Here is a 26837-nt window from a genome sequence, read left to right on the forward strand (position 1 = left end):
TTTCTCCTTGTTGTTCCCGGTTCCTATTTGATATCGATATATGGATGGATTGTCTGTGTCAGAACAGTTCTTCCAGATCTCCCCTGTTCAGTGCTTCGTTGAACAGGCGTTTGAAGACCACGGAACCATGCACGCCGTCATGTTCGAACTCATTGGTGGTCCAATAATGTGAACGACCGACGCGGGACAGCGTGTCGAGCTGCAATCCAGAATCTACGTACATGTCGTCGAAATAGACGGCAGCCTGCAGCGGAACCTCATTGCGCGCCAACTGGTCGGCATCGTAGATCGTGCCGAAATGCGTGTCTTCCATAAGCACGTCCATGGCCGGTTTGAACGGACGCAACGCACGTTCCTGCTCGAACATCCACGGGAACATGGCCTCGCCGGTGAAATTAAGCGGACGGATGTCACCCGCGAATTCCGGATGCTCGCCGCGCACGCGCTGGGCGGCCCAGCAAATCGGCGTTTCCAGCTCGCCGTTGGCGTAGATGAACTCCTGCAACGGCCAGTACAGCGGGCGAGACGAGGTCGCATCCATCACGGAAGACAGGAATTCGTCAGACAGTTCCGCCGAGGTCGAGGCCGAACCGTCGCCGTCGAGGAATGCCTGGTCAAGAATCCAATGCACGCGTTCGAAACTTGGCTTCATGCCGAAATCGGATCCCAAGCATTGGAAGCGTTCCACCGTGAGCGGATCGCCGTTCGGCAATGCGACCTTGCGCGACTGCAGAATGTCGGCGACGGCCGCGGCACGTTCGACATCGATCGGGTAACGCTCGTAGAACTGCTTCGTCTTTGCCGCCATGCGCGGGAACGTATGACGGTACACGTCGGTCGCATCGGCGGGAACATGAGGAATGCCGCCCGTGGTGAAACTGGCGATAACCCCTTGCGGGAACAGCGAAAGATACGTCAGCGTCAGGAATCCGCCATAGCTTTGACCAAGCGTGGCCCAACGTGCGCCCCCGAATTCGGTACGACGCAGATGCTCGAAATCACGAACGATCGAATCGGCGAGGAAGCGCTTCAAAAACGCGGCACCGGCCTTGCCGCCGCCATCCATGCCCTCAATCACATGCGTATCGACACGAGACGAACGCCCAGTACCACGTTGATCCGGCAACACCACACGGAAATGCTTGATGGCCTCCTCAATCCAACCATCGGAACTTGGACCGAGCGGACGCGGACCGGAACCACCGGGACCACCCTGCAGGAACACGAGCAGCGGAAGATCATCATGCACATGTTCGGGAGCGGTGACCACACGGTAGAACAGGCTGATCGATTCGCCATCGAACCCATGACCGGGCTCGTGGCCCGTCCAATCCAACGGCACCTTGATGGAACGATCCTCAATATGCAATCCGGGCACGTAGTATTCGCTCAGCAACGTCATGCATTCACCTTCCCTTTGGCGTCATCGGCATGTTCAATGCGGGTAGTGACTTTTTGATGGCTTCCATCTCACCCACATGCGGAGACAACCTTACCTCACAAAAGCGGCTTTATCCTGCCGCTATTTCATTCCTGCGCATGATGGCGTCACAGCATATCTGGCGCTAGGGTGGAACGTATGTCGAATTTCAAACAGCGTCTCTTGTCATGGATGCATGGCCATGTTTTCGCCGGCGATCTCATCATCACGCTTGTTATAGGTGTTCTGCTGTTCGGCGTGACCGGCGGCATCACCTATAATCCGGGATTGCTGTTTGACCTTAAGCCTTCCACGCGGATGGCATGGGAAGCGGCAATGCTTATCCCGCTGCTGATCCGTCGATGGCGGCCGCAGACCGGAGCGTTGCTCTGCGTGGCATTGACCTTGGCGCATCTCATATTCGGCCCTTGCCTGTTGGGCGCCGATATTCTGGCATTGTTCATGCTGTATTCGGTGATCGTCTACGGCAATCCCAAAAACACGAAAGCCTTCATTATTCTGGCGTTGATCATCGGTCTTCTGGCTTCGGCGCTGGTGGCATGGACCATGACCAATGGACCATTGCTCACCGGAGGCAAAGTGCATACATGGAGCAGCTGGAATGACCCAAATCCAAATGGCGTTATGGTCACGAAAGACACTCTCGGTTCCATCTACACAGGAACATCCATGTCGGAAGTCGCCGACATGATGGCGCAATACATGCTGGTACTGACGCCGATTTTCGAAGTATGCATTATTTCCACCGTCATTGTAGCGTTCTGGCAGCGTGCCCGTCTGGCAACCGTTTGCATGATGCGGGAACGCAATGAGGCAATCGCCGCGCGAGACCAGGATGAACGCGATATCGCCGCGTTGGCGGAACGCGCACGCATCGCACGTGACATGCACGATGTGGTGGCGCACACCCTGTCAATCATCATCGTGCAGTCTGATGGCGGTCGCTATGCAGGCACGCATGATCCCGCGGTGGCCAGAAACACCATGGAGACGATTCGACACGAATCGGAACGCGCACTGCATGACATGCAACGTCTTCTGGGAGTATTCGGGGGTTCACCGCACGCCGATTATAACGATATCGGCAATCTTGTGGAACAAGCGCAAAACGTCTCCCCCGACATTCGAATCCGACGGAATATCACCGGCACCGCCAGCCCAGAACAACTCGGCGAACAAGCCTCGATAGCTTCCTACCATGTAGTGCAGGAGGCGCTGACGAATATCCGCAAGTATGCGGGGCCGCATGTCGATGTGCATATTAAAGAGTCATGGAACAACGGTTTGCTCACTTTGACCATCACCGACAATGGTCATGGCGCGGCGGCCAATATCGACGGGCATACGCCAGGTTACGGCCTGCTGGGCATGAAAGAACGCATCGAATCGGCCGGAGGCTCGTTGCAGGCTGGCCCTCAACTCGGCGGAGGCTTCGAAGTCATGGCCACCCTGCCTTACGGCGGTAAAGAACAGGTGACAGAAGAAACCGGCGAACAGTATGCCTCGGAACAGTCCGAATCTTGCAACACAACTGCCATATCCAGCAAAGCGAGATTATCCGACGAAGCAATCGCACCTCACACAGCCGTTAACATATCGGCGCGAATCCCAGATCAGCCATCGGAGCGGACGCAGGAAACCAACCAACCGACCGGTCGCGATCATCGTTCGAATGCCCTGCAACATTTGCGCATCACCGCACCCAATTTGCATGATTTGCTCAAATCGTTGAAACTGAAATCCGTAGAATTTGCAAATACATCCAATTCGCGAGGGCCGAATTGGGTGGAACGTGTTTCCGCATGGACGCAGCACCATTATGTGCTCATGGATTCCGTTGGTGCCGTGGTATTGGTCATGCTGCTGAATCGCATGTCGGTTACGTTCTTTTTTGATAGTTCACCTCTTGCGCAGCTCTCTCATGCGATCGCTACCTGCTGCATATTGGCGCTGTCCCTTCGACGCAGGTTCCCCGAGACTTGCGCGCTTATTGTGTTCGTATTGTCGGTTGTGCAATTGGTGTTTTTGGGATCGATTGAGGTTGGACATATCGTAGCTTCGCTGTGTGCTCTGTATTCAGCCGTATTGTATGGACGCGAACACGCATGGCGTTGGACCGGTCCTGCCGCTGTCGCCTGTTCGGTGCTGATGGGCTTGAAAATCGCGGCCGATCAACACGGATACATTACCTTGTTCGGCGCCATCACCGCTTCCGTGGGCTTGACAAAACCGGTTTCAGCCGCGTCAAGCAGTACTGCGGCGTTTTTTACCGGCGTTATGTATACGGTTGCGGTGTTGATACTGTGCGCCGGCATTATGGCATGGGCGCGTTGGACTCGCTCCAGTGATTCAAACGCACTGGTGTTGCAGGCGCGAGAGGAGGCGCTGGTGGCCGAGCAGGAGAAGCAGCGTATTCTCGCGGCGAATATGGAACGCGACCGTATCAGTGCCAGCATTCAGGCTGAAGTCACCGCCACGTTGAACAGCGTGATTAGTCAAGCCGTCGATGGTATCCGCATGTTGGACGCTGCCGAAGCACAAGGCAAGGAGCCTACCGCCGACGAGATTTCCGCAGCGTTCAAAGCCATCGGAGAACAGGGGCGCGCCGCGCTTAAGCGTATGCGCGAACTGCTCGGAGTGCTTCGTGAGACTGGTTTCAGCGATGACGCTCATGCCGGTAGCGCGAACGAACTGCAGTTGCGGCCCGCAGCACCGCTGGAGGAGCAGCTGCAGCGCGCGTCTCGATAGCCGGTTCAAGTTTTTCAGGGAGATTTAAGGGTTTGTTTCGCGCTGTGAGCGGAACGATGCCGATAAGGTGGAGAGTATGAGTGAAGAACAGAAGATTCGTGTGGTCATTGCCGATGATCAGAAATTGGTGCGTGCCGGTTTCGCGATGGTGATCAGCTCGCAACCGGATATGGCGGTTGTCGGCCAGGCGCGCGATGGCGCGGAAGCGGTGGCTTTGGCGGAGACGCTGCATCCCGACGTGGTGCTGATGGACGTGCGTATGCCCGGTATGGACGGCATTGAGGCGGCACGTCGGATCAGCGCGTTGCAGCATCGTTTCGCACCCGATGGCAGCGCGCTTGACGATGCGCATACCCGTGTGATCATTCTGACGACGTTCGATTTGGACGAATACGTGATGGCCGCGATCAACGCCGGCGCGTCCGGCTTCCTGCTGAAGGACACGGAACCGGAGACGCTGCTCAATTCGATTCGCACCGTGTACCAAGGCAACGCGATCATCGCGCCATCCGCCACGAAACGGCTTATAGAGAAGATGATGGATGGCGATTTCGCAGGAACGGCCGCCGCAGCGCCCGTTTCCGCAACGTCCGCTTCCGCTTCGACGGCAACTATGTACACCGATCCGGAATTGGACGAACTGACCGACCGCGAGCGCGAGGTGCTCATCGAAATCGCGCATGGCCTGTCGAATCAGGAGATCGCGGACAAGCTGTTCATCAGCCTGCCTACCGTGAAAACGCATGTCGCGCATATCCTGTCGAAAATCAATGCGCGCGACCGCGTCCAAGCCGTCGTGTTCGCCTACGAAAACCATCTCGTATAAAATCTTCATAAAACGTATTCGGCAACAAAAATGCTCCTTCTTTCGAAGGAGCATTCCGTTTATCGCCTAAGCTTCAGCGAGCGCCTCAACAGGCCGAACCGTAAAGCGGGAAGCCTGGTAGGCTTCCCGTAGGTGAGGTGAGCGGCTTGCCGCGAAGGCCGCCTGTTGAGGTGCTAAGCTTCTGCGAGCGCCTCAACTGGCGGCACCCTGACCGCCCGACGGGCAGGTGCGATGCTGGCCAGCAACGCTGCCACAGCCGCCACGGCAAGCACAATGCCGTTGATTCCCCATTCGAATGGGAATGCCACGGTGCCGTACAGACTGAACACCACGTATGCGCCCAGCCAACCGAACAATGTGCCAAGCAGTATGCCGGCAAGGCCTGAGACTACGGAGATGAGCAGCGCTTCGATGGCGAGCGATGCCCTGAGCTGGCCGCGGGTCATGCCGATGGCGCGCAGGGTGGCCGATTCGCGGGTGCGTTCGATCACCGACAGGGACAGCGTGTTGGCCACGCCGACAAGTGCGATGAGCACGGCCACGGCGATCAATCCCACCAGAAGCATCATCATGGAGTCGATCATCTTCGCCCATACGATGCGTTCGGCGATCGGTCCGGTTACTGTCGCATCAGTGCTCTTTTCCAATGCGGCCTGCATGTCGTTGTAGATGCCGTCAACGGAAACTCCCGACTTGTCAGTATCCGCCTTGACCAGCAGCACATGGGTGGCGGCATCGAGGTCACCATTGGTGAAATGGCTTTCATCCACGAATCCGACAGCTCCATACTGTGCGGATACGCGACGGTAGTCGGCTTGGTTTGCTTGCAATGTCAGCGAACGCGTAGCGTCGCCGTCCTGGTTCCATTCGGTGGAGAAATCAGCCGTACCATTGGCGAACTGCAGTTCCTTGCCGGTTTGCGCATTGTATGTTGGCATGAGCACGCCATCACTGTCGATGGAGGCGTTACCCAAGTTGGCACGCATGACCTGCTTGACCTGATCGATATTCTTCACGCCGACCAGCAATGCGGACGTAGGCTGGATTCCATCCGCTTTCTCCAAGGTCACGGAAACCGCCGGCGCATACAACGTGTCGGACACGCCGTTGATGTCGGCTACATCCTTGACCATTTGCTGGCTGATGTCATCGCCCATGGCCACGATGTCGACGCTATAACGGGTGGCGAGCGCACCATTCATAGTCTCTTTGGCGCTGGCGGCACCGGTTGCGATGGTGGAAACCAGGGTGACGCCGATGAGCAGAGCGGCACCGGTTGCTGCGATGCGTCGCGGATTCTTCTGAATGTTGGCGTGCGCAACCGTTGCGGAAGGGCCTGTCAGCGAGGCCAACGCTCCAACTCCCTTCATGAGGGCCGGCATCCAAAACACCGCGGTGACCACCATTCCGAGGAACACCAGTGCGGCGCCGGCGATGGCTACGAGCAGAATCATCGTGAATTGATCGCTGCTCGCATTCTCGCCGCCATTGGTGGCTTGTACCTGCCAGATGGAAAATATCACCATGGCGATACCGACCACCACCATCAGAATACCGATTATGGCTCGCGTGAGGCTGGAACGACGGTTGTCGGTCAGTTCAATCGGGCGCAATGCCTCCAATGGCGTCACCGCAGTAGCGGAACGTGCAGATCCCAGGGATGCGAGCACCGTCACCACAATACCGAAGAGAATAGGTATGACGGCGGCCTGCCAAGAGAAATTGAATCGCATACCCTCTTGCATGATGTTGCTGACGCACATGCCCCACATGAGCAGACTTCCCAGCACCACGCCAAGCACGGATGCGACGAAGCCAAGCACTGCCGCTTCGAACAGCACGGAACCATACAGCTGGCCTTTTTTCGCGCCGATGGTGCGCAGCAAGGCGAGTGTGCGGCGGCGTTGCGCCACGAGTACTTGGAACGTGTTGGCGATCACCAGTGCCGCCACGAACATGGCAAGCACGCCGAAGCACATGAGGAATGTGGTGACGATGCTGGTTTGGTTGCCGGTTAAGGATTTGATGCTTTCGTCACTGACCTGCTGTCGCGACATCAGATCGAAATGCTTTGGCAGCAACGCTTTCACACTGTTGATGGTTTTTGCGGATACGCTATTTCCATCCAAGGCAAGGTCGAGGTATACCGTTGTTGTTCCGGTGGTGTCGAAATCGTCCGTTCCCTGCATTGCGGCAAGCAGATTGTCGGATCCTACGATCGCACCACCATAGTACGAGTAGGCGCCGTTCGGATCGGAGGTGAGTCCGACCACGCGCACGTTGTCCGCTTTGGCTTTGCCATCGGTGCCTACCGCATATTGGGAGGTCAGTCTTACAGTGTCGCCAATGCCGACGTTCAGCTGTTTCGCCATGTCTTCCGGCAGTGCGACTTCGTTGGAGTCCTTCGGCTGGTCCCCTTCCGTAATATTCACGGGAAGCATGTTCTTCTGTGCCGCGGTAGAGATGATCTCGCCGCTGATGGCGCTGTCCCCCCTGGAAACGCTGACGCCGGTTTCCACCGAGGCGCGGACACCGTCAACCCCTTCGATGCCGGCGATCTGGTCGAGATGGAAGTCGCCGACAGTGCTGGAGTACGCTTCGTTGAGTTCCTCATCGCTCAGGTCGGAGCTGTTGACGGTCACCGCATAGTTGGCGTTTCCGAACATGGCGGTCATCTGCCGTGTCAGGGAGTCGTTCATGGCATTGCCGAACAGGAAGGTGCTGGCGATGAACGCCGTGCCGATCATGATGGCGATGCCTGCGGGTATGAGCATGCGCTTGGTTTTTCGCATGAGTTTCAAAGTGATGGACCACATGGTTAATTCTGTTTCCTTCTTCGAATGCTTCTACAGTGCGTTTAGCGGGAATGTCTCGCGGAAGCCACATTCATTGTGGCGGCTTCGCGTTCCTTCATCAGCAGTTCACTCATCTGGTCTGCTGTCGGCTTGTTCACGTCCGCCACGATCTGGCCGTCGGCGAACACGAGCGCACGGTCGGCGTAAGACGCGGCGACCGCATCATGCGTGACCATGATGATGGTTTGGCCAAGTTCGTTGACGGAACGTTTCAGGAAGCTCAACACTTCGGCGCTTGATACAGAGTCAAGATTGCCGGTGGGCTCGTCTGCGAACACCAGTTTCGGTTTGGTGATCAATGCTCGCGCGATGGCCACACGCTGCTGTTGGCCTCCCGATAGTTCGTTCGGACGATGGTTAAGACGTTCCTTAAGGCCAAGCGTTTCCACCAGCAGACGCAACCACTGTCGGTCTGGTTTCGCCCCAGCCAAGGTCAAGGGCATGAGAATGTTCTGTTCGGCAGTAAACATCGGCAGCAGATTGAAGCTTTGGAAGATGAAACCGATCTGATGGCGGCGCAGCAGGGTGAGCTGGTCGTCGTTCATGCGGGTCAGATCCTTGCCGTCGAACATGACGTGTCCGCTAGTGGCCGAATCAAGTCCGGCCAGCGTGTGCATCAACGTGGATTTGCCAGAGCCGGAGGGGCCCATGATGACGGTGAATTTTCCTTGTTCGAAGGCGATATTGACGTCACGTAACGCATGCACCGCGTTGCTTCCGGAACCGTAGTCCTTGACAAGATCGATGGCTTCAATGGCAGTGTTATTGGCTTTGATGGCGTCCCTGATGTCCATGGAAGTTCCTTTCTTTGTGAAGTTACTTCCAACATACGGAACATTCGACGTCAACGGCATCATGCGTTGGTCTAAAATCCTGCTGAACCGCGACTCATCCTTGAGTATGAGATCAACGCGGGAACAGCGAAAACTGGATGATCAGAAACCATGTTCCAAGCATCGGGCAATCGTCAATCGCCTAGCAATACGCCTTCGTGCGGCGGCTCAAGCCAATACGACTCCTTCTCCACACTGACGGTGGACGCCCACCAGGTCTGTTCCACGCCTGGCAATGGGCGAATGGATTCGTCCACCACGCGCCATAGGTCCTCATCGTTGTCGGCGATGATTTCAATCAGGTAATCGGCACCGTTCAATCCGACACCACTCATCGCGTACGTCACTTCGTCGATGGCCAGAAGCTGTTCGGAGTCAAGCCGATATGGAGGTTTCACTCCAAGTCCGAGGAATGCCTGTCGGAATCCTCCCAAACGCATGGGGCTTACCGTGGCCATAATGCGCATCACGCCGGAATCTTCGAGTTTTTTGATGCGGCCGCGAATCGCCGTATGGGTCACGCCGAGACGCTCCCCCAACGACGCGTAGCTGGCCCTGCCGTCCTTCTGCAGTTCGTTGAATGTGTGCACGAACCGTGGATCCAGACGATGCGAGGGAATATCGGTGCCGACACTCGCCTCGCGTTTGGTCAGGAAGCCGGTTTCGCCATGCGCGGCGAGCAGACGGTTCACCACGCTGACATTGTGGTCATCAAGCACCAGTCGTCCGCATGAGAACACCTGCAGACGGGACAATCCCGGCAACGCGCGCAGACCATGTTTGAGGAAATGATCCATGCCTTCAGCCGAATACACCACAGCCTCAGCGATGATGTCGGCATCCCCCAGAGCGCAGACCACGTAGGTGACCTGTGGCATGGATTGGAGCATGGCAAGAGCCTCATCCCTGCTCCCGTCGAGACGAAGTCCCACCAGCACCTGGCTGTAATTGCCCAGACTCAATGGATTGCACACCGGGACGATGCTCATGATGCCGGATTCAGTAAGCCTGCGGTAGCTTTCCGTAGCCGCGTAGACGGAAATGCCGATTTTGTCGGCAAGCGCCTGCATGGTCATACGGCCGTCGCATTGCAGGGCCGAGACCACTTTCAGGTCGCGTGCTGTGATGGTGATGCGTTGTTCGTTCTGGAACATTGGCCTGCCTCAGAACTGCCACAGCATCAGCCAGATGCTGCCTGCCGTCGCGGCGACGGTGACCGCAAGGATGATCCAATCGGAGAGTCTCATCTTCAGCTGTATGCGGTAGGTGCGTCTCACGCCTTGGAGGTTGAGCCCGCGCGATTCCATAGCCCAGCCGACGCTTTGGCTCATTTTGTAGGCGCGGATCAGCACCGCGATGATGATGGGCAGATACGATTTGAACCGGTCCACCAAGCGTACGAATACGTTGCGTTTCTTGCCGGTGGCGTCTTTCTTGCCGTTCAAGTCGAGTCCGCGGGCCCGTTGCGCGGCCGATACGGATTGGAAGATGGAGAAGAACACCGGAATGTAGCGCAGCGCGGTGGCGAGCGTGAGTCCGGCCTTGTACGGCATGCCCAGGGAGGTGAGCCCTCGGATCAGCTTGGTCTGGCTGGTGGTGAACAACGTGAGGAAGCACGCGAATCCGAGCGCCGGAATGCGCAATCCCATCACCGCGGCCATGACGAGGTTCTCTCGCGTGAGTTTCAGCCATCCCCACTGCCACAGCACGTGCGTGCCGGATGGGTCGAAAATCGGCCAGAGCACCACGATGAACACGATGATCACGGCGAGGATCTTCCACACCCAGCCGATGCGTTTCAGCGGCACGCCGTCGGTGATGAGCATGAGATGTTCGATGATCAGAACGTCAAGTATGAACGCCCAGTTGCGCCATACCAGGCACAACACCAACATGACCACGGTGATGAGGAATTTCACACGGGGGTCGGCGCGATGCAGCCAGCCGTCGCCCGGTACATACAAATCGGCGTCCATCAGTGTCGTCCTTCCTCATGCTTGGTGACTTTCAGCAGCACATGCGTCGCCGAAACGGGCCCATTGGATTTACGCGGTTTGCGGATGGTCCGAGATTGCTTCTGCGCCGCTTCGGACCTGTCGATCGGCCCATACTGCACGACTTTTCCGTCCTCCAATTCCAGCACATGCGTGCAGTACCGGTATACCGCGCGCATGTCGTGGCTGATCATGACGATGGTGACGCCGCGCTGGTTGAGTTTCTCGATGGTGCCGAGGAAGCGTGCTGCGAGACGGTGGTCGAGACCGGCCGTAGGCTCGTCGAGCACGAGGATCGGCGTGCGCATTGCAAGCACGGATGACAGCGCCACCGCACGGCGTTCGCCGTAGCCGAGCGTGGCCGGCGAGACGTCTTCATAACGGTGCAGGTCGAACAGCGTCAGCATCTCGTCGACGCGTTTGAACACGGTGGCTCCGTCCAGTCCAAGCGCGGTAGGACCGAATGCGATTTCCTCCTTGGTGGTGGAGCAGAAGATCTGATGGTCGGGATTCTGGAAGACGAATCCGACGTGGGCCGCCATTTCGCCGACGCTGTGTTTGGAGGCGTCGAGCCCATCCACCGTCACCGTGCCCTGCGTGGGTCGGATCAGTCCGTTCAGATGTTTGGCGAGTGTGGTCTTACCGGAGCCGTTACGTCCGATGAGTCCGATGAATGAGCCACGTTCGATGTCGAACGTCACGTCGTCCAGAGCTTTCGATGCGTTGCCGCCGCGCTCATATTGGTAGGAGACATGGTCCAGACTGATGACCACGTCCTTGGACCGTTCCGGCTGATTCTTTTTGTCCTTCTTATGCTTTTTGCCCTGCTGTACGGCCTTGACCTGCGGCAGCGGATCGTCCGCGACCTGCACGCCGGAGGATTCCAGCAGTCCTTTTTCACGGACGAACAGGCTGGCGTCGCCGTTGCGCACCAATTCCCCATTGACCATGAACAACACTTGGTCGGCCCAATAGGCGATATGCTCCGTGTCCTGTTCCACCATGATCACCGTCATGGAACGGGTCTGCCGGATGCGTTCAAGCACATCGAAGACTTCCTGCTTGCCTTCCGGATCGAGCGCCGCAGTCGGTTCGTCAAGGATGAGCACGTCGGGTTCCGCCGCCAATGCCGCCGCGATGGCCACACGCTGCATCTGCCCACCCGACAGGCTGGTCGGCACGCGCTTGCGGTAGCCGGTCATGCCGACCAGATCGAGCATGACGTCGATCTGCTTGTCGATGATGTCCGGTGCGATGCCGCGGTTTTCCAAAGGAAAGGCGATCTCATCCTCAACGCTCGCACAGAACAGCTGCGCTTCGGGATCCTGCTGCACGTAGCCGATACGTTCGGACAACGCCGATACGGAATGACGGCTGGTGTTCATGCCGTTGACTTCCACCAGTCCGGTCATGGTGCCGTCCGCCAGATTCGGGATGATTCCGGCCAAAGCCATGCACAGGGTGGATTTGCCGGCGCCGGTCGGTCCGATGACGCCCACGAACGAGCCTGATTTGATATCGAAGCTGACATGCTTGAGGCTATCCACCGGCTTGCCGCCATCCACCAATGGCTCATACTGCCAACTCAAATCACGTACCGTGATCATGCGCTCTTCTCCATATCTTTCAGCACATCAGCCCATTGCACCGGCCGCGAACACAGCCACTACGGATACTATATGAACGAATATGTATAAATAAAGCCCGTGGAATCGCCGTTCATCGGTGAACCCACGGGCTTTATTTATGCAAGACAATAATGTATCACTCGCCGGCCTTGACGCTGAGGTTGCCGAGTCGCACCAGCGGCGGATAAGCCTTGCGCACCGCGGAGAACAGTGCGAAGCCAACGATCAGGCCGACAACCATCTGGAATGAGTTGCCGATGATTTCGCCTAGGGCCGGACCGAAGCCGGACAGGATGCCGCCGGCGATGAAGTAGCCGAACACCTTCCACACGCCGGCCACCAGAGAGCCGATGACGACGTTGGCCGGTTTGAATTCACGGACCAGCAGACCCACGAGCACCGCCTGCAGACCGTCGATGATGAAGGTGAAGATTGCCCACTGCGGGTATCCCGAGATGAGGTCGGACAACGCCGGTCCAAGACCGCCGATGATGCCGCCGACCCACGGGCCGAACGCATAGGAGCTGAAGAAAATCATCGTGTCGGACAGGTTGAGGTATCCACGGGTCGGGGTCGGAATCTTCACGAACATGGTCAGCACGGTGGTGACCGCGGTCATGATGGCGATCAACGGGATGGTGTTGACCTGAATAGCTTTCTTGATATCGTTCTTGACGTCCTGCGCCATAATACAGTCTTCTTCTCTCTTTTTTACCAAAATAGCAAAATCATCTTGCTTTTCCTACGATTTGTAAAGAAATCGCAAGGAATTTCTTTCGATGTATCAAATTGCGACATACCATATCGCAATAAGCGAAAATTTTATCCCATCCGCGTTACAAGCGCAGTGCAAAACGGGCGGCCCGCAACACCCCCCTTCTCATGGTGCAGCGGACCGCCCGACAGTTGTTTCAGACCAAAGTCACTTGGCCAGACCGGATTCGCGCAAGGCCTTGAAGCCGCTTTCGAGGTCCTCGATGATGTCGTCGATGTTCTCCAGTCCGATGGACAGGCGGATGGTGCCCTGGTGGATGCCCTGGTCCTCGAGCTCCTCCAGCGTCTCCTGGGAGTGCGTGGTGGAGGCCGGGTGGATCACGAGGCTCTTGGCGTCGGCCACATTGGCCAGCAGGCTGAACAGGTGCAGGTTGTCGATGAACACGCGTGCCGCGTCCTTGCCGCCCTTGATGTCGAAGGTGAAGATGGAACCGCCGCCGTTCGGGAAGTACTTCTTGTACAGGTCGTTGTCCTTGCGGCCTTCGATGGACGGGTGGGAGATGGACTCGACCTCCAGCACGGTCTTCAGGTAGTCGATGACCTTCAGCGCGTTCTGGACGTGGCGTTCGACGCGCAGGGACAGGGTTTCGGTGCCCTGCAGCAGCAGGAAGGCCGCGAACGGGGACAGGGTGGCGCCGGTGTCGCGCAGCAGGATGGCGCGCACACGGGTCACGAAGGCGGCGCCGCCGAGGGCCTCATAGAAGTTCAGGCCATGGTAGGACGGATCCGGCTCGGTCAGGGTCGGGAACTTGCCCGGCACTTCGGCCCAGTTGAACTTGCCGCCTTCCACGATCACGCCGCCGAGGGTGGTGCCGTGGCCGCCGATGAACTTGGTGGCGGATTCCACAACGACGTCGGCGCCGTGCTCCAGCGGGCGGAACAGGTACGGGGAGGCGAAGGTGTTGTCCACGATCACCGGCAGGTGGTGCTTGTGGGCGATGGCGGTGATGGCTTCGAAGTCCGGAAGGTCGGCGTTCGGGTTGCCGAAGGTCTCGAAGTAGACGAGCTTGGTGTTCTCCTGGATGGCGTCCTCGAACTCCTGCGGGTTCTCGGCGGAGACGAAGGTGGTGGTGATGCCGTCGCGCGGCAGGGTGTGGCGCAGCAGGTTGAAGGTGCCGCCGTACACGTTCTTGGCTGCGACGATGTGGTCGCCGGACTGGGTGATGTTGCGCACCGCGTATTCCACGGCGGCCGCGCCGGACGCGACGGCCAGGCCCGCGGTGCCGCCTTCGAGGGCCGCGATGCGGTCTTCGAACACGCCCTGGGTGGAGTTGGTCAGACGGCCGTAGATGTTGCCCGGGTCCGCCAGTCCGAAGCGGGCCTCGGCGTGGTCGAAGTTGTGGAAGACGTAGCTGGTGGTCTGGTAGATCGGCACCGCGCGGGAGTCGGTGGCCGGGTCGGCCTGCTCCTGGCCGACGTGCAGCTGCAGGGTTTCGAAACGATAGTTCTTGTTTGCCATGATGCGCTCTCCTTGGATAAGGGTTCGTTGTTCTCGTCTTGGTTGGCCACCCGCCCTGCCGTGTAGGGCGCTTGGCCAGGTGTTGGTAGCGACAATAAACCGGCCGGCGAGCGCAACGCAAGCCGAACGTTATCGCACTTGCCTATATCCCCTTATAAACCGTTGGAATCATTGGCTTTCCCCACTCCCCCAACCGTTGAAAAAACCATTCGGAACCATTCGACACGCCGAAGTCCCGCATGCCGGTGACCCACCGTGAGGAACGGATGCGCGTCAGGTCAGGGGAACGGCTAAAGTCATGGGCAGGCAAATCGCAAGAGAGGTTCCGATATGAGCGATGAGATTCTGTACGACCGTGATCCGCGGTATATTCCGCGCGTCGCCGCGGTGCATGACATGTGCGGTTATGGCAAGTGTTCGCTGACGGCGGCCATTCCGATTCTGTCGGCGGCCGGCTGCGACGTTTGTCCGGTGCCGACGGCGCTGTTTTCCGCGCACACGCGCTACGAGGTATTCACGTTCCACGATACGACCGAGATTCTGGACGGCTATCTGGACGCATGGCGTCAGGAGAACGTCGATTTGGATGGCGTCTATTCCGGTTTTCTTGGTTCCGCGGACCAGGTCGCAATCATCAAACGCCTATACGCGGAGTATCCGCATGCCTTGCGGTTGGTGGATCCGGTGATGGGCGACGGCGGAGAAATCTACGCCACGTACACTCCTGAGCTGTGTCGGGCGATGGGCACGCTGGTGGATGGCGCGGATGCGCTGATGCCGAATCTTACCGAGGCATCCATTTTGACGGGCCGTGACTATCCAGGCCAGGATATCGACGACGCGCAGGTGGATGAGATTCTTGGGGCGTTGCTTGCCGCCGGCGCGAAGAACGTGGTGCTTAAGGGCATCGATCGAGGGGATGGCATGATTCGCAACTATGTGGCGTCAGCTTCGACGGGCGTCGCCGGAAAACAGGAGCTGGCGCATGCCAAGCTGCCGTTCATGACCCACGGCACCGGCGACGCGTTCGCGTCGGCGCTGTGCGGCGCGGTGATGGCTGGCCGTCCTCTGGCCGAGGCCGCGAACATCGCCGGCGAGTTCGTCCGCCATGCGATGGAAAGCACCCAGTATCAGCCGAATCATGAGGAACGAGGCGTGAGCTTCGAACTCAATCTCGACGAATTGACCGCTTTGACCCGTCGTTGACGGTTCATCGGTCACTCTTTTCGCACAGAGGCCTTGGATCGTGTTGTGGATAGGTGTGGATAGCGTCGACTCATCCACCGACTATCCACGACACGCCCGAGATACGTAAGTTATCCACATTAGCCTATCGGCCTTGTCATGCGTGGCTTCTGTCTGTTGGACTAGGGCCATGAACCATTCATCATCACATGATGTTCCGGCCCCAACGCAGCCGCCGGAGCAGATTCTCGATTCCCTAGCGCGGCGTCTGCATGACGGCACGCTGCGTTCCCGACAGATCGGCGAGCTGGGAGAACAGTACGCCGCCGCATGGTTGGAAAGCCAAGGGTGGCGGACGCTCGACCGCAACTGGCATTGCCGATACGGCGAACTCGACGTCGTGTCGCGCAATCCGATGGGCCAGATCGTTTTCGTCGAGGTCAAAACCAGACGTACGATGCGCTACGGCACCCCTCAGGAGGCGGTGACCGCTTCCAAGCAAATCAATCTGCGCCATGCCGCCGTGCAATGGCTGACGGCGCCGGAGCACCGCATGCCGAACAGTGGCGTGCGTTTTGACGTCGTCACCGTCGTGGTGCAGGGAGACAGACCTTTGCTGCATCATATCGAGGGAGCGTTCTGATGGCCATCGGCAGCGCCCTTTCCGTAGGACTGATCGGTTTGAAAGCCTTCATCGTCCAGATTCAAGCGTTCGTATCCCCTGGACTTCCCTATTTCTCCATCATCGGCCTGCCCGACACCTCATTGTCCGAGGCGCGCGAACGGGTCAAGTCGGCATGCCAGGCAAGTGGTTTCAAATGGCCGGAAACCCGTGTCACGGTCAATCTCTCCCCAGCGTCCATGCCGAAGAAAGGCTCTTCGCATGATCTGGCCATCGCGGCCAGCGTGCTCAGCGCGGCCGGCGCAATCGCCCATGACTGTCTGGCCGGCACCATCGTGCTTGGCGAGGTGAATCTTGACGGCACCGTATTGCCCATCAACGGACTGCTGCCCATCATGCTGCATGCGCGGGAGCAGGGAATCGCAACAATCATCGTGCCTTACGCCAACCTTGATGAGGCCCGTCTCGTTCCGGATGTCAAGGCGATCGGCGTGAGGCATGTCGGAGAGCTCATCGAACTGATGGGAGGCGATGCGGACTACCGGATTCCCGAAGCCACGCATGCCGTGAACGCCGATGTCGGCGCCACGGGCATGTGCCCTCCGCCCGGCGACATGAGCGAAGTGATGGGCCAGCAAGCGGCCAAATGGGCGTTGGAGGTGGCTGCCGCCGGAGGCCATCATCTGATGATGACCGGTCCGCCCGGCACAGGCAAGACCATGCTCGCTTCGCGCATTCCCGGCATCATGAGTCCTTTGAACGAGACGGAACAGCTTGAAGTGGCCTCGATTCGTTCGTTATGCGGCACGCTTCCCGGATACGGAATCAGCGACGTTCCACCGTTCGAGGCGCCCCACCATACCGCGTCGACCGCCGCGCTGGTGGGTGGAGGCGCAGGATTGGCCCAGCCCGGAGCCATCACCCGCGCGCATCGCGGCATCCTGTTCATGGACGAGGCTCCGGAATTCTCGGCGCGTACGCTGCAGACGCTGCGCGAACCTTTGGAATCCGGATATGTCGCGATTTCCAGAGCGAAAGGCACCACATACTATCCGGCTCGCTTCCAACTGATTATGGCGGCGAATCCCTGCCCGTGCGGCTACGCGTACGGCAACGGCGAGCGCTGCACCTGCCGAGAAAAGGACCGCGTCAAGTATTTCAGCCGGCTTTCCGGACCGATCCTCGACCGTATCGACATCCAGATCGAGGTGCCTCCGGTGGAGCGGATAAGTCCGGGGAACGCTCCCTCCGGCGATTCGAGCCATGCCATACGTCTGCGTGTCATCGTTGCCCGGCAGATGGCGCAGGAACGGTTCCGCGAATTCGGCTGGTGCTGCAACGCGCAGGCTACCGGCACCTGGCTGAGAGCCAACACCTCCCCCAAGGCCATCGAATTGGTCAACCGCGCCTTGGCGAGCGAGCGGCTGAGCCTGCGTGGCGCCGACCGTGCCATGCGGCTTGCGTGGACATTATCCGATCTGGCGGGAAAGACTTCCCCAGGACCTGAGGAAATGATGCAGGGAATATCCATGAGAACGAGGCTGGCATGATGGTGACGATCGACGACGAGACCCTGGCCCGCGCGGTGCTCACCTTCTGCCTGGACAGCGCCGACGCGATGATGTACGCGCTGGTCAAAGGCACCGGCTCCGCGGCAAGCGCGCTACAGCTGATCGCTGACAGCGGCCCTGGCAATCACGAAAACGTGACGGCCGCGGCCTGCACGTCATTGGATGCGGCGTTCATCAACGGCGTCACTCGTTGGGGACGCACCATCAACGCCCGCGGAATGGCTTCGTTCCATGGCTCGCTGGTGTCATGGCAGCAACGTCTGGCATCGTTGCCCAGCAAGGATCCGGACGCATTGCGAGACTGGTTCACAGCAGACGGCACGCAGTGGATCATCGCCCCGCATCACCCCTGTTGGCCCAGCCAACTGAACGACCTTTCACTGCGCACCGACTGGGCCTCCCCGCTCTGCCTATGGGGCAAAGGCGATCCGAAGGCGCTGGTGTCATGCCCCGAGCCGGTGGGTATCGTCGGCTCACGGGGCGTAAGCGACTACGGTAGGCAAAGCGCCCACGAATTGGCCCTTCGGATGGCGCGTGCCGGACATCTGGTGGTATCCGGCGGCGCGCTGGGCACCGACGCCGCGGCGCATTGGGGCGCGGTCAAAGCCATGGACGAAATGAGCGCCGCTCTGGCGGGACGCACCGTCGCCGTATTCGCTGGCGGACTGAACCATATCGGTCCGAAAAGCAACCAGAACCTGTTCGAGCAGATCGAAAGCCATTCGGGCGCTTTGATTTCCGAACTGTGCCCCGGAACCGTGCCGGAGGCAAGACGGTTCCTGCTGCGCAACCGTCTGATCGCGGCATTGTCATCCACTCTGATCGTGGCGCAGGCACGTGCGCGTTCCGGCGCGCTCAACACCGCAGGCTGGGCGAACGAACTCAACCGCAATCTGTTCGCCGTGCCGGGAGACATCACCATGCCGCATAACACCGGCTGCAATCGCCTTATCCAAGACGGCAGAGCCACCATCATCTGCTCACTGGCGGAGATCGACGAACTATGCCATAGCGCGCATCGCCCGCAACATGTCGACCTGCCGGATGACACCGAACATCCGCAGGAATCGACAGACGAATCCGACGATGCCATACTCGCCGCCATTAAAACTTGCGCCGAAGCAAACGGCCACGTCTCCGCCGACGATCTGCTCGATCTAATGGACAAGACGCATCCGGGAGAATATCCCATCTCGCGAATCATGCGCGAACTGGGCTCCTTGGAGCTTGAAGGCCGCATCAGCATGCGGTCCGGATGGATCATCGCCGAGCAGCGATAGCAGGCCCGGCACCTCCACCTCAGCCGCGTCGAACGTGCGAGGTCACACCTTGTGCGAGAATCGGTGGTATGAGTCCGAAGCATGTTGAAGATATGTATGATGCAGTGATCGTCGGCGCAGGCGCGGCCGGCCTGTCCGCAGCGTTGGGAATGCTCCGTAGCGAGCGGATGCGCCAGATGCGGGCGGACGGCATCGAACCGAACGTCCTGGTGATATCCAAACTGCAGCCGCTGCGTTCGCACACCGGCTCCGCGGAAGGCGGCATTGCGGCCAGCCTTGGCAACGTGGAGAAAGACGATTGGCATTGGCATTACTATGACACAGTCAAAGGCGGCGACTGGCTTGTCGACCAGGATGCGGCGAAGCTGCTTGCCGAACAGGCTCCTGCCACTGTGATCGCGCTGGAGCATGCCGGCGTCGCGTTCTCGCGTACCGATGACGGCCATATCGCGCAGCGCCGTTTCGGAGGCCATACCAAGGATTTCGGCAAGGAACCGGTCCGCCGCGCCGCTTATGCGGCCGACCGCATCGGGCATCAGATTCTGTTCTCGCTATGGCAGCAGTGCGTGGCCGAGGGCGTTGAGTTCGCCGAGGAATGGTATGTGACCGATCTGGTGGTTTCCGAAGACCACGGCAAGGTCGAGGGCGTGGTGGCGTTCGACACGCACAAGGGCGAGACGCATGCCATCCACGCACGCAATGTGCTGATGGCCACTGGCGGTGCCGGCCGTCTGTTCCATACCACGTCGAATTCGTGGGATCTGACCGGTGACGGCATGGCGTTGACATTGTCCGCTGGCCTTCAGCTTGAGGATAGCGAGTTCGTGCAGTTCCATCCGACCGGTCTCGCCCATACCGGCATTCTGCTGTCTGAGGCGGCACGTGCGGAAGGCGGCGTGCTGCGCGACTCCGATGGCGAGGCGTTCATGGAACATTACGCGCCGGGGCATGCCGATCTTGCCGCGCGTGATGTGGTGAGCCGTTCCATCATGGCTGAAATCGACGCCGGACGAGGAATCGCCGATCCGAAAAATCCGGATGGGCCGAAGGATTGTGTCTGGCTGGATATGACCGGCATCGATGCGGATCATATGCATGAGGTGCTGCCGCAGGTGGTGGAGACCATCGAACAGTATGCCGATCTCGATCCGACCCGCGACTATGTGCCGGTCAAACCCACCGCGCATTACACCATGGGCGGCATCCCCATCACCACCGACGGCGAAGTCTACCGTTGGGTCGATGGCGAACGCGCCGTCGTGGACGGTCTGTTCGCCGCTGGCGAATGCTCCTGCGTGTCGGTGCATGGCGCGAATCGTCTGGGCGGCAACTCGCTGTTGGACGCCTGCCTCTTCGGCACCCGTTCGGGCAAGGCGATGGCTGAACGTGTCGTCGATAATCCAGTGAACGATCCGATGGCCGAGCCTGCCGACGAAGCATCTATCGACGCGGTGTCGCAGGCTGCCGACAAGCGTTCCGCGCAGGTCAAGGAACTGTTGACGCGGCCGTCCGATGACGACGATGCGTCGTCGGACAATCCGTACCAGCTGATGGCCGATTTGGGATCCGTCATGGAGCAGGCGGTCGCGGTGCGTTGCGACCGGAACAGCATCGAACAGGCGTTGGCTACGCTGGACGATACGCTCACGCCGCGTGCCGAGGCGCTGCATGCGCATTCCGACTCCCCCACTTTCAATCAGGAAATCACCGCCATCTGGGAGGTGCGCCATCTGTTGGAGCTCGGCAAGGCCGTGCTCGCCGCCTCCGATGCGCGTCACGAATCCCGTGGATCGTTGAAGCGTCTTGATTTCCCGGAGCGTGACGACGAGCATTTCCTGGCCCATTCCATGACGGATGTTTCCTGCCAGGTCTCCTGGCAGCCGGTGCACATCGTGGACATGCCGCCAAAGGCCCGTGAATACTGACACCCTGGGCACGGCGTATGGCAGACTGGTTGACGGTTTTTTATCGAAAGGCAGGTATATGAGCGGCATGGAGAACGGCATGGAAACGGTGACGTTGCGGGTGAACAGGTTCACGCCGTGTCCCGAACGCGGCCGTGAACGAGGCGGCTCGCCGTTCGCTAGGAAGAGCTCTCCCTTCGGCGATTCCGGATCCACGCGCAGGCGTCCGCGAGGCAAGCAGTGGGTGCAGGATTACGTGGTGCCGGCGCGTCCGGAGGACACCGTGCTTGACTGCCTGCTCAAAGTCAAGCGCACCATCGATCCGACGCTTGCCTTCCGTTATTCGTGCGGTCATGGCATGTGCGGTTCCGATGCCGTGTCCATCAACGGCACGCCTACGCTTCTGTGCACCGCCACGGTGAAGGCTTGGGCAAAGCAGCCGTCCGACGCACAGGTGGATGAGGACGGCTTCCGTCATACGGGCGAAGACGTTCAACCCGCGCAAACGCAGGATGCCGACGATTTGGGTGTCATCGAGCTCGCACCGCTGCCCGGTTTCCCCGTGCAGCGTGATCTGATCGCCGATATCAACCAGATGCTTGACCAAATCAGGAAACTCAAGCCGTATCTGCAGGCCAGTGGCGAACTCGCCACCACCGCGGACGGCAAGATCAACGCATTCGAATATCTGCAGAATCCCCAGCAGCTCGCCAAGTATGAGCTGCTGAGCAACTGCATAGCCTGCGGCACCTGTGAGGGAAGCTGTCCGGTATATGCAGGCGGCGAGGCGTTCATCGGCCCTGCGGCTCTTATCGCCGCCTCCCGTTTCATCAATGATTCACGCGACAGTCAGACGGATGCACGTATGGATGCCATCGATTCCGCCGATGGCATCGCCGCGTGTCAGTCGGTGCGCGCCTGCACGCGTGAATGCCCGCGTGGCATCGATGTCGGTGAGGAGATCTGGCAGCTGATCGCCCAAATCAAGGAGCGCTGAAATGGATAGGACGTCATATACCAATCTCGCGAAATCGTGGGAGTACGTCGAGGATCATGCGTTCTCACGCCAGTCTGCCGAACTCAATGCGATCAGGACCGCGGCCGAGGAAGCCGGCATTCCCCAAGGATCCGCGGCGCAGGCCGAATTGCTGCGCATGCTGGTGCGAATGTTGGACGCCTCGTCGGTGATCGCCATCGGCACCGGTTCCGTGGTGGAGACGATGCAGCTGATCAACGGTCTTGACAATGCAGGCCAGCTTACGGCCGTCGATTCGTCCACGCAGGGCATCGCGCTGATTCGCAAACTGTTCAATCGTCTGTCCGATGACACCGAAACCACATTGCGTGCCGTGAACGCGTCCGCAGGTGTGTTTCTGCCCCGTCTGAACGCCGAGAATTACGATTTAATCGTCGTGGCCGGCGATCCGGAGAATTATGCGGCGGCTTTCGCGCAGGCTCCACGCCTGCTGAAACCGCATGCCGCGATTGTCTTCACCGATGTACTTGCCTTTGATTCGGCCACATCGGCCGGCGGCGTGCTGAATCCCGCCAATCGTGATGCCAAATCCATCGCGATGCGCGAATTGCTGGAAACAGTGGAGTCGGATGAACGGTTCGTCACTGCGTTGACGCCGACCGGCACTGGTCTGCTGGTTGCCGTCAAGAAATAGACCAATCAGATTAATCAGCCGTGCCGCAATGGCACGATATGTTGAAAGGGCCACGCATGGGAATGCGTGGCCCTTTCAACATATGGAAATCCCTTTTACTGTTCCTGGTGGGTGCCGATTATCTGGCTGACCACCACGGTACCGTCTTCCAGCACCGTCTCAACTTCGTTCATGGCATCTTCGTCGCCGGTATGGTGCTTATGCTTCGTACCGTCCTCCAGTTCGAATCGTTTGGATTGATGGCTCAGCAGAATACCTGAGATCACGGCTGCGACCATGGACCCCACCAGGACGCCGAAACGGGCTTCAGCCGATAGTTCGGCATCCTGATATGCCAGCGACGCGATGAGAAACGACACCGTGAAACCAATGCCGCAGGCGCAGGCGGCGGGGAACATGTCGCGCACGCGCAGCCCTTTGGCCATCTTCAGACCGCCCACGTGCGTGGACAGCCATGCGGTGGTCATGATGCCCAGAGGTTTGCCGACCACGAGCGCCACCATCACGGCAACGACCACCGGCGAGACGAACAGCGCCAAGGTCAACGACTCGAAGTGCACACCAGTGGCGAACAGTGCGAAGATCGGCAACGCCAGCAGTGCGGAGAACGGCTGCAGCTTGTCGGCGTAACGTTCCGCACGCGGCGTCTTCTCACCGAAACGCTCATGGGCCGGCGTGAGCAGTCCCACGAGCACGCCGGCCAAAGTGGGGTGCACGCCGGCTTCGAACATCATGACCCATGCCAGCACGCCCACGATGGCCACGGCCAACCACGGTACCTTGCGCATGCGGACCAGAAAGTACCAGACGACCGCGCATACGGCTATGCCAAGGAACCAGTACCATGCGTTCACCGATGAGAAGAACACCGCGATCAGGATGATGGCCAGCAGGTCGTCCACTGTGGCCAATGTCATCAGAAAAGCGCGGATGGATCCCGGCAACGCTTTGGCGAACAGGGCCAATACGGCCAATGAGAACGCGATATCCGTGGCTGTGGGCACCGCCCAGCCATTGGACATCTGTGCGAAGGAGAACGACGTTCCTGAAGCGATGACGAGTTGCCCTGATCCTGCCGCCGCAAACAATGAGATCACGCCGATGAACAGTACCGGCGGAGCAAGCATACCGCCAACCGCGCACAGCATCGGCACGGCCGCGGCTTTGGGATTGGACAGTGATCCCGTGGTGAGTTCCTGCTTCAATTCCAGGCCTACGGTCAGGAAGAACACCGTCAGCAGGCCATCCTGCACCCAATGGCCCAATCCCATGTCGATATTGGTGTGTGGAATGGCTATACGGAAGTTCTCAAGCTGTTCGAACGCATGCGCGGTGAACGGCAGATTGGCGAGCAATAGGCCGGCAAGAGCGAAACCGAGCATAATCAGACCGGATATGCGGTCGGACGCGGCTATGCGTCGGATTGTTGCCCAGGTTCCCCTCTTCGATGTGGCCATCATGCTCCTTGTCTTGCGGTCCCCGTTCGACCGCAGTATCCGTAAACGTAGTATCAAGTGTATCGGAGGGTCTTGGCGTTCATCCCTGCCGCATATTGCGCTCCGCTGTGCGCGCAATCAATTGCAGGCTTCACAAAAATCCACGGAAAATAAAGAAAGCCTCCTCCGCATTCGCGAAGGAGGTTCATGTGCGCGAGACAGGATTCGAACCTGCGACCTGCTGATCCGTAGTCAGCTGCTCTAATCCGCTGGGCTACTCGCGCAACGTCATCTCATTTCTTTGCGCCACCTGATGACTGGTGGCTGGTGCGCGAGACAGGATTCGAACCTGCGACCTGCTGATCCGTAGTCAGCTGCTCTAATCCGCTGGGCTACTCGCGCAACGTTGTCTTGTTTTCGGCAACTCGAATAAGATACACCCAAATGAACTCCAGGCAAAATCTCGGCGTGTCGCAGGAGTTTTCGGCCTTACGCCTCACGTAGACGAGGAATTTTCTGCGTCGACACCTTGAATAGTTTCGGAGTGCCCGATCCGGTGACGGCGGCTTCGTCGACGACCACCTCTTCGACGCCTTCCATGCTGGGAAGACGGAACATGGTGTCCTCCAGCGTCTTCTCAATAATCGAACGCAATCCACGTGCGCCCGTACCCCGCCGAATCGACGTCGCCGCAATCTGCCGTATCGCCCCTTCGGTAAAGGTCAACGTCACCCCATCGACGGCGAATAGCTTCTGGTACTGCTTGACCAGCGCGTTTTCCGGTTCGACGAGGATTCGGGCCAAATCGTCTTCGGTAAGTTCCTCAAGCACGCTGACTACCGGCAGACGTCCGATGAACTCCGGCAATAATCCGAAATCAGCCAGATCATCGGCGGAGACCTGCGCAAGCAGCTCACGCTTGGGAACCTCATGGTCATGCCAGGCCGCACCGAAACCGCTTTCCCTGGCGCCCAACCGTTGCGCCACGATGTCGGCGAGTCCCACGAACGCGCCACCGCAGATGAACAGTATGTCGCGGGTGTCGATCTGCACGGTTTCCATTTCACGATGCTTGCGGGTCCCTTCCACCGGCACGGAGGCGACGGTGCCTTCAAGGATCTTGAGCAGCGCCTGCTGCACGCCCTCGCCGGACACGTCACGCGTGATGGAGGTGTTTTCGCCGCTTTTACGGGCGATCTTGTCGATTTCGTCGATATATACGATGCCCTGCTGCGCACGCGCCACATCCCCGTCAGCAGCCTGGATGAGGCGCTGCAGCACGGTTTCGACGTCATCGCCCACATATCCCGCCTCGGTGAGCGTGGTGGCGTCCGCTATGACGAACGGCACGTTCATCACATGGGCCAGCGTCTGCGCGAGATATGTTTTGCCCACGCCGGTCGGTCCGAGTAGCAGGATGTTCGATTTCGCCACTTGCACGCCCTCGAACGAATCGTCATGTCCATGCATCCGTTCCTTGCCGATTCGCGACGACTCGCGCATTTCCATGTTGACGCGCTTGTAATGGTTGTACACCGCCACTGAAAGTGTCTTTTTGGCGGACTCCTGGCCTATGACGTGATTGTCGAGGTAGGCGCTGATCTGTGCCGGCTTGGGCAGTTGCAGGATATTGAGCTGGGCGTCCTTGTCCCGTTCCTCGGAAATGATGTCCACGCACAATTCGATGCATTCGTCGCAGATGGCCGCGCCCGAACCGGTGACCAGTTTGCGCACCTGGCTCTCGGACTTGCCGCAGAACGTGCATCTCGGCACCGCATCGTTGTAGCTGACCACGCGTCCCATTCGCAACCTCTTCGTTTCACATATCTGCCGTTTAGAAAACACAATACCCCTGCCGCGACCCGGCAGGGGTATTGCATTTGTGAAGATATCATTCCACCGCAGGCTCAGCTGCGATGTTCCAGCACCTCGTCAACGATGCCGTATTCCTTGGCCTCCTGGGCCGTCAGGAACGTGTCCACTTCGATGTCCTTGCGGATCTTCTCGATGTCACGACCGGTATGCTTGGCCAGCGTGTTCTCCAGCCATTCACGCATACGCAGCATCTCCTTGGCCTGGATTTCAATCTCCGTGGCCTTGCCGAAGCCCTGGTCGATGGCCGGCTGGTGGATGAGCACGCGGGCGTTCGGCAGCATCAGACGTTTGCCTTTGGCGCCGGCGGCCAGCAGGATGGCCGCGGCCGAGGCGGCCTGGCCGAGGCATACGGTCTGCACGTCCGGCTTGATGTACTGCATGGTGTCGTAGATGGCGGTCATGGCCGTCATGGAACCGCCCGGCGAATTGATGTACATCATCACGTCACGGTTCGGATCCTGGCTTTCCAAAACCAGCAGCTGGGCCATGATGTCATCGGCGGAGGTGTCGTCCACCTGCACGCCCATGAAGATGATGCGATCCTCGAACAGGCGGGTGTACGGATCCTGCCTCTTGTATCCGTACGGGGTCTTTTCCTCGAACTGCGGCAGAACGTAACGGTTCTGCGGTGCGAACGCGGCCTCACGCGCCGCAGCCCTCTGGAAGCCGACCACACCGGTCGGTCCGGCCAGACGTTCGGCGCGGGCTACAAACTGTGCTTCTTCGCTTGCCATGG

General features: G+C 59.1%; 19 protein-coding genes, 2 tRNA genes and 1 pseudogene. 9 read left to right on the forward strand and 13 right to left on the reverse strand.

From position 1 onward, the window contains the following. Positions 1 to 58: 58 nt before the first annotated feature. Positions 59 to 1402: an alpha/beta fold hydrolase gene (locus KSX58_RS06700; protein WP_026645716.1), complete on the reverse strand. Its 1344-nt coding sequence runs from the start codon at positions 1400 to 1402 to the stop codon at positions 59 to 61. 177 nt (positions 1403 to 1579) lie between these two features. Between KSX58_RS06700 and KSX58_RS06705 the strand changes: the two genes are divergently transcribed. Both KSX58_RS06705 and KSX58_RS06710 read left to right on the forward strand, forming a co-directional pair. Next, positions 1580 to 4189: a histidine kinase gene (locus KSX58_RS06705; protein ID WP_217735669.1), complete on the forward strand. Its 2610-nt coding sequence runs from the start codon at positions 1580 to 1582 to the stop codon at positions 4187 to 4189. A 76-nt stretch (positions 4190 to 4265) separates the two neighbouring features. Continuing rightward, positions 4266 to 5015 carry a response regulator transcription factor gene (locus KSX58_RS06710; RefSeq protein ID WP_085380280.1) on the forward strand — a complete coding sequence of 250 codons (750 nt, stop codon included), beginning with the start codon at positions 4266 to 4268 and terminating at the stop codon, positions 5013 to 5015. A gap of 173 nt (positions 5016 to 5188) precedes the next feature. Here KSX58_RS06710 and KSX58_RS06715 read toward each other — a convergent pair whose 3' ends face one another. From KSX58_RS06715 to KSX58_RS06745, 7 genes are all read right to left on the reverse strand, one after another. Beyond that, positions 5189 to 7831, reverse strand: a complete 2643-nt coding sequence (locus KSX58_RS06715) for an ABC transporter permease (RefSeq protein ID WP_085380279.1) — start codon at positions 7829 to 7831, stop codon at positions 5189 to 5191. Positions 7832 to 7872: 41 nt separating this feature from the next. Then, the gene (locus tag KSX58_RS06720; protein ID WP_021913905.1) at positions 7873 to 8664 is read right to left on the reverse strand and encodes an ABC transporter ATP-binding protein; all 792 of its coding nucleotides are present in this window, start codon (positions 8662 to 8664) and stop codon (positions 7873 to 7875) included. Positions 8665 to 8837: 173 nt separating this feature from the next. Continuing rightward, positions 8838 to 9857, reverse strand: a complete 1020-nt coding sequence (locus tag KSX58_RS06725) for an Lrp/AsnC family transcriptional regulator (protein ID WP_021913906.1) — start codon at positions 9855 to 9857, stop codon at positions 8838 to 8840. Between the two features lie 9 nt (positions 9858 to 9866). Further along, entirely contained in the window at positions 9867 to 10679 is an 813-nt protein-coding gene (locus KSX58_RS06730) for an energy-coupling factor transporter transmembrane protein EcfT (RefSeq protein ID WP_033499155.1), read from the reverse strand. After that, complete coding sequence (locus KSX58_RS06735; protein WP_042990671.1) at positions 10679 to 12304, reverse strand: ABC transporter ATP-binding protein; 1626 nt, start codon at positions 12302 to 12304, stop codon at positions 10679 to 10681. The genes KSX58_RS06730 and KSX58_RS06735 overlap by 1 nt, the downstream gene beginning before the upstream one ends. Positions 12305 to 12461: 157 nt before the next feature. Then, entirely contained in the window at positions 12462 to 13013 is a 552-nt protein-coding gene (locus KSX58_RS06740; protein WP_003808767.1) for an ECF transporter S component, read from the reverse strand. Positions 13014 to 13247: 234 nt separating this feature from the next. Then, a complete protein-coding gene (locus KSX58_RS06745) occupies positions 13248 to 14558 on the reverse strand; it encodes an O-acetylhomoserine aminocarboxypropyltransferase/cysteine synthase family protein (RefSeq protein WP_085461848.1) in 1311 nt (436 codons plus the stop codon). Positions 14559 to 14888: 330 nt separating this feature from the next. Between KSX58_RS06745 and KSX58_RS06750 the strand changes: the two genes are divergently transcribed. The 7 genes from KSX58_RS06750 to KSX58_RS06780 all read left to right on the forward strand — a co-directional run bounded on the left by KSX58_RS06750 (position 14889) and on the right by KSX58_RS06780 (position 22790). Continuing rightward, on the forward strand, positions 14889 to 15764 hold the full coding sequence (locus KSX58_RS06750) for a PfkB family carbohydrate kinase (RefSeq protein WP_003808760.1): 876 nt from the start codon (positions 14889 to 14891) through the stop codon (positions 15762 to 15764). Positions 15765 to 15933: 169 nt separating this feature from the next. After that, positions 15934 to 16386: a YraN family protein gene (locus KSX58_RS06755; RefSeq protein ID WP_003808759.1), complete on the forward strand. Its 453-nt coding sequence runs from the start codon at positions 15934 to 15936 to the stop codon at positions 16384 to 16386. Continuing rightward, a complete protein-coding gene (locus KSX58_RS06760; protein WP_003808757.1) occupies positions 16386 to 17915 on the forward strand; it encodes a YifB family Mg chelatase-like AAA ATPase in 1530 nt (509 codons plus the stop codon). The genes KSX58_RS06755 and KSX58_RS06760 overlap by 1 nt, the downstream gene beginning before the upstream one ends. Then, positions 17912 to 19216 carry a DNA-processing protein DprA gene (locus KSX58_RS06765; protein ID WP_003808755.1) on the forward strand — a complete coding sequence of 435 codons (1305 nt, stop codon included), beginning with the start codon at positions 17912 to 17914 and terminating at the stop codon, positions 19214 to 19216. The genes KSX58_RS06760 and KSX58_RS06765 overlap by 4 nt, the downstream gene beginning before the upstream one ends. Positions 19217 to 19284: 68 nt before the next feature. After that, positions 19285 to 21141 (forward strand): FAD-binding protein, encoded by a 1857-nt coding sequence (locus KSX58_RS06770; protein WP_039774945.1) that lies wholly within the window; start codon positions 19285 to 19287, stop codon positions 21139 to 21141. Positions 21142 to 21199: 58 nt separating this feature from the next. After that, entirely contained in the window at positions 21200 to 22117 is a 918-nt protein-coding gene (locus tag KSX58_RS06775) for a succinate dehydrogenase/fumarate reductase iron-sulfur subunit (RefSeq protein WP_217735668.1), read from the forward strand. Between the two features lies 1 nt (position 22118). Beyond that, positions 22119 to 22790, forward strand: coding sequence for an O-methyltransferase (locus KSX58_RS06780; RefSeq protein WP_003808749.1), 672 nt, complete (start codon positions 22119 to 22121; stop codon positions 22788 to 22790). Between the two features lie 221 nt (positions 22791 to 23011). Here KSX58_RS06780 and nhaA read toward each other — a convergent pair. The 5 genes and pseudogenes from nhaA to KSX58_RS06805 form a co-directional block, all read right to left on the reverse strand. Further along, positions 23012 to 24247 (reverse strand): annotated as a pseudogene (gene nhaA / locus KSX58_RS06785) (Na+/H+ antiporter NhaA); the annotation flags it as partial. Between the two features lie 189 nt (positions 24248 to 24436). Further along, positions 24437 to 24510 (reverse strand) — tRNA-Arg (locus tag KSX58_RS06790). Between the two features lie 41 nt (positions 24511 to 24551). Beyond that, a tRNA-Arg gene (locus tag KSX58_RS06795) sits at positions 24552 to 24628 on the reverse strand. Between the two features lie 87 nt (positions 24629 to 24715). After that, positions 24716 to 26029 carry an ATP-dependent Clp protease ATP-binding subunit ClpX gene (gene clpX, locus KSX58_RS06800; RefSeq protein WP_033499160.1) on the reverse strand — a complete coding sequence of 438 codons (1314 nt, stop codon included), beginning with the start codon at positions 26027 to 26029 and terminating at the stop codon, positions 24716 to 24718. A 104-nt stretch (positions 26030 to 26133) separates the two neighbouring features. Beyond that, the gene (locus KSX58_RS06805; protein ID WP_003808740.1) at positions 26134 to 26835 is read right to left on the reverse strand and encodes an ATP-dependent Clp protease proteolytic subunit; all 702 of its coding nucleotides are present in this window, start codon (positions 26833 to 26835) and stop codon (positions 26134 to 26136) included. Between the last annotated feature and the right edge of the window lie 2 nt (positions 26836 to 26837).

The sequence above is a fragment of the Bifidobacterium sp. MSK.17.10 genome (assembly GCF_019129655.1).
Classification (GTDB): Bacteria; Actinomycetota; Actinomycetes; order Actinomycetales; family Bifidobacteriaceae; genus Bifidobacterium; species Bifidobacterium adolescentis.

Coding starts and splice junctions, on each gene's coding strand:
- KSX58_RS06700 (WP_026645716.1), bottom strand. CDS start 1,402: ATGACGTTGCTGAGCGAATACTACGTGCCCGGATTGCATATTGAGGAT.
- KSX58_RS06705 (WP_217735669.1), top strand. CDS start 1,580: ATGTCGAATTTCAAACAGCGTCTCTTGTCATGGATGCATGGCCATGTT.
- KSX58_RS06710 (WP_085380280.1), top strand. CDS start 4,266: ATGAGTGAAGAACAGAAGATTCGTGTGGTCATTGCCGATGATCAGAAA.
- KSX58_RS06715 (WP_085380279.1), bottom strand. CDS start 7,831: ATGTGGTCCATCACTTTGAAACTCATGCGAAAAACCAAGCGCATGCTC.
- KSX58_RS06720 (WP_021913905.1), bottom strand. CDS start 8,664: ATGGACATCAGGGACGCCATCAAAGCCAATAACACTGCCATTGAAGCC.
- KSX58_RS06725 (WP_021913906.1), bottom strand. CDS start 9,857: ATGTTCCAGAACGAACAACGCATCACCATCACAGCACGCGACCTGAAA.
- KSX58_RS06730 (WP_033499155.1), bottom strand. CDS start 10,679: ATGGACGCCGATTTGTATGTACCGGGCGACGGCTGGCTGCATCGCGCC.
- KSX58_RS06735 (WP_042990671.1), bottom strand. CDS start 12,304: ATGATCACGGTACGTGATTTGAGTTGGCAGTATGAGCCATTGGTGGAT.
- KSX58_RS06740 (WP_003808767.1), bottom strand. CDS start 13,013: ATGGCGCAGGACGTCAAGAACGATATCAAGAAAGCTATTCAGGTCAAC.
- KSX58_RS06745 (WP_085461848.1), bottom strand. CDS start 14,558: ATGGCAAACAAGAACTATCGTTTCGAAACCCTGCAGCTGCACGTCGGC.
- KSX58_RS06750 (WP_003808760.1), top strand. CDS start 14,889: ATGAGCGATGAGATTCTGTACGACCGTGATCCGCGGTATATTCCGCGC.
- KSX58_RS06755 (WP_003808759.1), top strand. CDS start 15,934: ATGAACCATTCATCATCACATGATGTTCCGGCCCCAACGCAGCCGCCG.
- KSX58_RS06760 (WP_003808757.1), top strand. CDS start 16,386: ATGGCCATCGGCAGCGCCCTTTCCGTAGGACTGATCGGTTTGAAAGCC.
- KSX58_RS06765 (WP_003808755.1), top strand. CDS start 17,912: ATGATGGTGACGATCGACGACGAGACCCTGGCCCGCGCGGTGCTCACC.
- KSX58_RS06770 (WP_039774945.1), top strand. CDS start 19,285: ATGAGTCCGAAGCATGTTGAAGATATGTATGATGCAGTGATCGTCGGC.
- KSX58_RS06775 (WP_217735668.1), top strand. CDS start 21,200: ATGAGCGGCATGGAGAACGGCATGGAAACGGTGACGTTGCGGGTGAAC.
- KSX58_RS06780 (WP_003808749.1), top strand. CDS start 22,119: ATGGATAGGACGTCATATACCAATCTCGCGAAATCGTGGGAGTACGTC.
- clpX (WP_033499160.1), bottom strand. CDS start 26,029: ATGGGACGCGTGGTCAGCTACAACGATGCGGTGCCGAGATGCACGTTC.
- KSX58_RS06805 (WP_003808740.1), bottom strand. CDS start 26,835: ATGGCAAGCGAAGAAGCACAGTTTGTAGCCCGCGCCGAACGTCTGGCC.